Origin of the sequence: Streptomyces sp. SBT349 (assembly GCF_001083795.1) — a bacterium.
Lineage (GTDB): Bacteria > Actinomycetota > Actinomycetes > Streptomycetales > Streptomycetaceae > Streptomyces.
The window spans coordinates 39,491-46,127 of sequence record NZ_LAVK01000013.1; the positions used below are offsets into that span (position 1 = coordinate 39,491).

Here is a 6,637-nt window from a genome sequence, read left to right on the forward strand (position 1 = left end):
GCGGTTTCAGCTCCTTGGAACCGGACGGCGCGGGGCGCCGACCCCGCGGGGGCGGCCCACCGCCCACGCCGCCGGGACTCCGGCCAGGGCGAGCGCCGACGCGGTCCACAGGGCCGGTCCGAAGCCGTCGATGAACGACTCGGGCGAGGCGTAGCCGCCGTTGTGGGCGAACACGGCGGCGAGGATCGCGATGCCGAACACCCCGCCCAGCTCCCGCAGGGCGGTGTTCGTGCCGGCGGCCACGCCGGTGTCGGCCGGCGGGACGGCGGAGGTCACGGCGCTGGCCGAGGTGGAGAAGATCATGCCGATCCCGATGCCCGCGATGACCAGCGGCCAGACCAGCCGTCCGTACGAGACGCCCGGCTCGGTGGCGTACGCCAGCCAGCCGAGGCCGGCGGCCTGGAGCAGCAGCCCGGCCACCAGGAACGGCCGCTCGCCGAACCGTTCGGCCAGCGCGCCCGCCGTCGGGGCCGCGATCATCGGCATGCCCGTCCAGACCAGGATCCGCAGCCCGGCCTCCAGGGGCGAGTGGCCAAGACCGATCTGGAAGAGCTGGCTGATCAGGAACAGCGAGCCGAGCAGCGACAGGAACTGGAAGAAGATGACCGCGTTGGCCCCGACGAAGGCGCGGTCACGGAAGTAGGCGAGCGGCAGCATCGGGTGCCGGGCCCGGCGCTGCCAGGCGAGGAACGCGACCACCAGCGCCGCCCCGGCGACCAGCGCGCCGATCACCTCGCCGCTGTCCCACCCCGTCTCGGGCGCCCGCACCGGAGCCCAGGTCAGCGCGAACATCCCGGCGGCGACCAGCACCAGACCGGCGACGTCGAGCTGCGGGCGCGGGCCGCGGCTCTCCCGCAGCAGCAGCGCGGACAGGGGCACCAGCGCGAGCGTCACCGGGACGTTGAGCCAGAAGATCCACTGCCAGGAGACCCCCTCGGTGATCGCGCCGCCCAGGACCGGTCCGGCGGCCACGCCCAGGCCGGTGATGCCGCCCCACATGCCGATCGCCACCCCGCGCTTCGCCGCCGGGAAGGCGTCGGCGATGAGGGTCAGGGTGAGCGGCAGCACCACGGCCGCGCCCACCCCCTGGGCCACCCGCGCGGCGATCAGCTCCCCGGCGTCGGACGACAGCGCCGCCGCCACGGAGGCGAGTCCGAATGCCGCCAGACCGATCACGTACATCCGGCGGCGGCCGAAGCGGTCGCCCAGGGCGGCACCCGTCAGCATCAGGCAGGCGAAGGCGAGGTTGTAGGCGTTGATCGTCCACTCCAGGTCCGCCAGGCCGGCGCCGAGCTCGGTCCGCAGGACGGGGAGTGCGGTGGCCACCACCACGACGTCCAGCGAGCACAGGAACGCGCCGAGGCCGGCCAGGGCGAGCGTCCAGCCCCGGCGGGCGCCCGGGTGGGGTGGTATCGGTGTCCGGGACATGCGGTGGTTCCTCTCCAGCGGTGCGTCCGGTCGTCACGACCGGACGTACAGACCCGGCGGCGGCCGGAAAGGAATCGCGGGCTCAGCCCGGCAGGGCGGGCGGCAGGGCGGGCGGCAGCGCGAACCGGTCGAACGGGCCGTGGTCGAGGAACGTGACGATCCGGGCGACGCCGGTGGCGGCGACGGTGAGGACCTGCACCGCGTGCGGCAGGTACCGGCGCTCCCCCGCCGCCCACCGGTACGCCGCGAACGCCGGCTGCCCGTTGGCCCAGGTGGGCAGCATCCGCAGGGTGCCGGGCGGTCCGAAGACCCGTGCGGCGAGGAATCCGGCGACGGGCGAGCGGCCGGTGAACCAGGTCGGGAGGGGCGGCATCTCCAGCTCGGCGTCCTCGCGCAGCAGCCGTGTGAGGGCGGCGACATCGGCCGTCTCGAACGCGTGCTGGTACCGGTCGAGCAGCGCGCGCAGGGCGGGCTCGGTGGGCTCCGCGAGGTCGTCCTCCGCCGGCGCGGCCTCCGCCAGGTGCGCGCGGGCGCGTTGCAGTGAGCTCTTGACCGCCGGGGTCGTGGTGCCGAGCAGCTCGGCCACCTCGGCGGCGCGCAGCCGCAGCACGTCGCGCAGGATCAGCACGGCGCGCTGCCGGGGCGGCAGGTGCTGGAGCGCGGCGATGAGGGCGAGGCGGAGGCTGCCGCGCGCCACGACGACGTTCGCCGGATCGGCCGGGGCGATGGCGTCGAGCAGCGCGTCGGGCAGGGGCTGGAGCCAGGCGACCCCGGGCCGCGCCGGAGCCGGCGGCTCGTCCGGGTCACCGCTCGGGGCGCCGAGACCGGACGGCAGCGGCCGCCGCGCCCGGCGCTCCAGCGCGGACAGGCACACGTTGGTCGCGATCCGGTACAGCCAGGTGCGAACGGAGGCGCGGTGCTCGAACCGGTCGTAGGCGCGCCAGGCCCTCAGCAGCGTCTCCTGGAGCAGATCCTCGGCGTCGTCGGCGGAGCCGGACATGCGGTAGCAGTACGCCAGCAGCTCCCGCCGGTGGGCGGCGGTGAGCTGGGAGAACTCCCGGTCCTTGGTCACGCGCCGCTCCCCCTGTGGTCCGTCCGCCGCTGCCCCGTCAGGCAGTGCAGACCGCGGCCACCCGGGGAATTCATCGGCGGCGGGTGCCGCGGGTTCAGGAGAGCCAGTCGGCGTAACGGGTGGGGGCGAGGCGGGCGTCCGTGTCGGTGAGGACGTCCCCCTTGACGACGGCGAACATGCCCGCGGTGGGGTCGGTGACGACGGTGCCGCCGTCGGCCCGGTGGGACAGGGTGACCCGGCCGAGCTCGTCCAGGGCGAAGACCTCGGGTCCGGCGATGTTGCGGATGCCTCCCAGCGGAGCGCCCGCGGCGACTTCCGCCACCGCCTCGGCCACGTCCCTGGCGGCGATCGGCTGGATCGGCGTGGCGGGCAGCCGGACCGTGTCGCCGTCGGTGGTCCAGGACATGACCGCGTCGACGAACTCCATGAACTGCGTCGCGCGGACGATCGAGTAGGGGATCGGTCCGGCCGCGAGGATGTCCTCCTGGAGCGCCTTCGCCCGGTAGTAGTCCAGCTCGGGTACCCGGTCCACGCCGACGATCGAGAGAATGACGAAGTGGCGGACACCACTCCCCTGGCCCGCGGCCAGAAGGTTGTCCATCGAGACCCGGAAGAAGGCGGGGGACGCCTCGTCGAAGGTCGGGGAGTTCGTCAGGTTCACGATGACGTCGGCCCCCGCCACCGCCTCGTCCAGTCCCTCGCCGCTGATGACGTCGACTCCGGAGGACTGCGAGTGCGGCACCGCCTCGTGCCCGGCGGCGTTCAGGTCACTGACGACCTGCGATCCGATCAGCCCGGTACCGCCGACAACCGCGAATTTCATGGCATGCCTTTCGTCGGGAGATGCATTCGCAATATGGCACAGGTGGCCTCGCGCGGGGTGCCGGGCGTCGATGCGCGCGCACCCCGCACGCGTGCGCGCCCCGGATCACCTCCCGGGGCGTGCCTCAGGTGAGGAGCGGGAGCACCTCGGCGGTCTCCCGGTCCACCACGCTGACGCGGATCGCCTGCCCGGCCGGCCGGTCGCGGTGGGCGCCGGCGTCCATGGCGAACAGGACCGAGACCGTCCGGTCCAGCTCGCCGGTGCGGCGCGCGCCCGTGTAGTGCAGGATGCGCCAGCCGTCCTCGTCCCAGTGCTCGATCAGGCCCGACCTGATGAGCGGCGCGGCGGTCTCCCAGGCGAGCGATCGCTCCAGCAGCTCGACCGAGGCGGCCACCGGGGTCTCGCCCGCGTCGCCGCCCAGCGGGTTGCCGAACAGGCGCAGCCGCAGCCGCCGCAGGACGACGCGCACGCGCCGCTCGGGCCCCGCGGACAGGGCGGCGAGCAGGAGCGCGCCCGCCGCCAGCAGCGCCGTCGCCGCCGCCGGGCTGTCGCCGGCGGCCGACCACCACGGGTCGCCCGCGGCCAGGGCGGCGGCGCCGCCCGCGGCGACGGCCCCGGCCCTGGCGAAGGAGCGCCAGGTGACGGGCTGGGTGTCGTTGGCCGTGCAGCCGCACGAGGACTCGGGCGCCACGGCCTTGGCCGCGGCGAGGTAGCCGAGGAAGCCGACGCCGAGCGCGGCCGTCCCGGCGGCCGGGACGGTGGCCCGCGGCAGGGCCAGCAGCCCGGCCGCGAGCGCCACCTCGGCCACCCCCGTGAGGCGGAGCACCAGGGCGGCCCGGTGCGGCCCACGGACCAGCCGCGGCAGCGCGGTCAGCCCCGCCTGGGCCAGCAGCGTCCGGCTGGTGACCTTGGCCCCTCCGGTCCACAGGAGCAGCCCGCCCAGGAGCAGCGGCGTCAGACTCGCGGTCAGTGAGAACATCCGGGCCTCCCGGGTCAGTGGCCGACGGTCACGCGGACCAGGTCGATGGAGTTGTCCGTGGGGCGCCAGGCCCCGAGCACCTGGGCCGCCTGGCCGATGCGCAGCCGCGAGAGGTCGGAGGTGAGCGCGCTACCCGCGTAGGAGGCGGCCGTTTCGGGGATGGTGCGGCCGACCAGCTCCTGGTGGTCGTGGGCGAGCCAGATCCGGTCCTTCTGGATGCCGCGGATGGTCGTGTAGAGGTTGACGATGTTGACCCAGACCGCGTCGGCGGCGATCGAGCCGTCCGGCATCTCGACTCCCCGCGCGTAGAGTCCGTCGCCGGTCTCGATCGCCTCGGCGGTGGTGGGGCGGGCCTTCCACACGCTGGTCGCGTTGGTGAGCTGGATGCGGTGCGTCTCGCCGCGGGACCCGGCGACGTGGAGCACGCTGCCCTTGATGGCGCCGATCCGGCCCTCGGCGAACGAGGTGGTGGAGACCGCGGGGTCGAGCGAGGGCGACGGCGCCGCGAACGCGGCGTCGGCGTCGAGCGCGCCCAGCGCGGAGGCGCCCACGATGGTGGCGCCGCCGAGTGCGGCGGAGGTGAGGAAGGAACGGCGGTGGACCTGGGTGGGGGGTGTCATGGCTGGTCTCCTGCCTCGTTCACTCGGTGATGACGACGGGCAGCACGCCGGAGGAGAGGCTGCCGATGGCCGAGAACGCCGCGGGCGTGAGGTCCAGCACGCGGTTGACGCGGCACGTGCCGCCGCAGCAGCTCTGCTCGCCGCAGAAGCTGCGGGTGCGGGGGCCGCAGTCGGTGATGGTGATGCAGACGGTGGCGCCCGAGCACTGGTGACGGACGTTCATGACGGATCCGCAGCCGCGGCGGACGATGCCGCCCTCGCCGCAGAGGTCGGGGCGCGTGATGTCCCAGCACGCCTGCGAGGCGTTGGGCCAGGCGCCGTGATTGGCGGCCGAGGCGCAGTTGCCGCAGGCGCCACCGCCTGCGCTGCCGCAGGGGCCCCAGGCGGCTCCGCAGCAGAACCAGGTGGTCTCCCCGGCCCAGAGCGCGTTGGACGAACAGGCCACGTCGAACTCCCTTCGTGAAGCACGGACAACAGAAGTTCCTGACCTGTACATGACAGATCAGACGTCGAACGGGCCCATAATCCTCGCTCTTGTGTGCGGGCACCAGAGGGCGTGGGGAGGGGGCGTGACCGCTCTCCGCCGCGACAGGCGCATACTGATGAAGGACGCGATCCGGTCTCGATTCCTCGCCAGTTCGGTCAATTCTGCTGCGCTGCATGACCAGGGTCCATCCGGGGGACAGTGATCGAAGGACCGGTAAACACCCGGCTGCGGTGAGGAGTTCCGTCATGGACCATGCACTGGACAACAGGCTGGACAATCGGCTGGACAACAAGAGCCGCCGGCGCACCCTGGTGCTCTTCGGCGTCACCTGCGTGCTGGCGGTACTGGCTTCCCCGCTCTTCGTCCTCTACGAGCTGCTGCTGGGCGCCTTCGGCCTCGTGGCCACCGGACTCTTCGCCCGGCACCATGAGAGCGCGGTCGCCAGGGCGGCCACCGTCGTCTTCGCCGGGCTGCTCGCGGGCAGCCTGCCCTACCTGATCGCCGCGCCCTTCTTCTCCTGATCCCCGCTCAGGCGCGGTGGAGCGTCACCCGGTCGAGGACGGCGCGGTAGCCGATCCGCTGGTAGATCTCGTTGCTCGTGGGGTTCGCGAGGTCGGTGAACAGGACCACCTCGCGCGCCCCCGCGTCCAGCGCCCGCCGGCTGGCCTCCGCGGTCACGGCAGCCGCGTATCCGCGCCTCCGGCGCTCCGGCGGCGTCCAGACGTAGGCGATCCGCACCGCGCCCGCGGCGGGGCGGGTGGCGGAGGCGAGCGAGACCGGCGTGGAGTCCTCGTCCTCCCACAGGGTGAACCCGCCGTGGTCGAGCCGGTCGTCCACGAGCGCCTCCTCGCCGCCGGGCGTCGCGCCCACGGCCCGCGTGAAGTCGGTCACCCAGTCGATCAGCAGCGCGCGGTCTCCCCCGGTGGCGGTCCTGGCCCGCCCGGCGGGCGGCGGCTCCGGCGGCTTCAACGCGCCGAGGCGGTAGAGCCGTGACGCGTAGCCGAGGGAGAGGTCCCCGCCCCAGGCGGCGGTGAACGCGGCCCGCGACTCCGACGGCAGGATCACCGCCTCCGGGGCGCCCTCCCCCTCGATCCCGGCCAGCAGCGCGGCGAGCGGCGCCACGGCCTCGTCGGGCAGGGCGGTCACGTTCACCGCGTGCGGCGGCGTGTGCACCAGGGCGGCGCGGACCTCCCCGCCCCTGTCTCTTATACCCCTCTGAAGCTGCCGA

At 74.1% G+C, this 6,637-nt stretch carries 8 protein-coding genes; 1 reads left to right on the top strand and 7 read right to left on the bottom strand.

Annotated features, from left to right (window positions below):
* Positions 1-6 precede the first annotated feature (6 nt).
* The 6 genes from ADY01_RS03200 to ADY01_RS03225 form a co-directional block, all read right to left on the bottom strand.
* The gene (locus ADY01_RS03200; protein WP_049565071.1) at positions 7-1,428 is read right to left on the bottom strand and encodes an MFS transporter; all 1,422 of its coding nucleotides are present in this window, start codon (positions 1,426-1,428) and stop codon (positions 7-9) included.
* 82 nt (positions 1,429-1,510) lie between these two features.
* Positions 1,511-2,500: a sigma-70 family RNA polymerase sigma factor gene (locus ADY01_RS03205; RefSeq protein WP_049565073.1), complete on the bottom strand. Its 990-nt coding sequence runs from the start codon at positions 2,498-2,500 to the stop codon at positions 1,511-1,513.
* A gap of 94 nt (positions 2,501-2,594) precedes the next feature.
* On the bottom strand, positions 2,595-3,323 hold the full coding sequence (locus tag ADY01_RS03210) for an SDR family oxidoreductase (RefSeq protein WP_049565076.1): 729 nt from the start codon (positions 3,321-3,323) through the stop codon (positions 2,595-2,597).
* 124 nt (positions 3,324-3,447) lie between these two features.
* Complete coding sequence (locus ADY01_RS03215) at positions 3,448-4,302, bottom strand: MauE/DoxX family redox-associated membrane protein (RefSeq protein WP_049565078.1); 855 nt, start codon at positions 4,300-4,302, stop codon at positions 3,448-3,450.
* 14 nt (positions 4,303-4,316) lie between these two features.
* On the bottom strand, positions 4,317-4,922 hold the full coding sequence (locus tag ADY01_RS03220; RefSeq protein WP_049565082.1) for a hypothetical protein: 606 nt from the start codon (positions 4,920-4,922) through the stop codon (positions 4,317-4,319).
* Between the two features lie 19 nt (positions 4,923-4,941).
* The gene (locus tag ADY01_RS03225; protein ID WP_049565084.1) at positions 4,942-5,367 is read right to left on the bottom strand and encodes an RlpA-like double-psi beta-barrel domain-containing protein; all 426 of its coding nucleotides are present in this window, start codon (positions 5,365-5,367) and stop codon (positions 4,942-4,944) included.
* Positions 5,368-5,654: 287 nt separating this feature from the next.
* Between ADY01_RS03225 and ADY01_RS38825 the strand changes: the two genes are divergently transcribed.
* Positions 5,655-5,930, top strand: a complete 276-nt coding sequence (locus ADY01_RS38825) for a hypothetical protein (RefSeq protein ID WP_049565086.1) — start codon at positions 5,655-5,657, stop codon at positions 5,928-5,930.
* 7 nt (positions 5,931-5,937) lie between these two features.
* Here ADY01_RS38825 and ADY01_RS03235 read toward each other — a convergent pair.
* Positions 5,938-6,637, bottom strand: a 700-nt coding sequence (locus ADY01_RS03235; protein ID WP_049565099.1) for a GNAT family N-acetyltransferase, incomplete at its 5' end; no start/stop codon positions are given.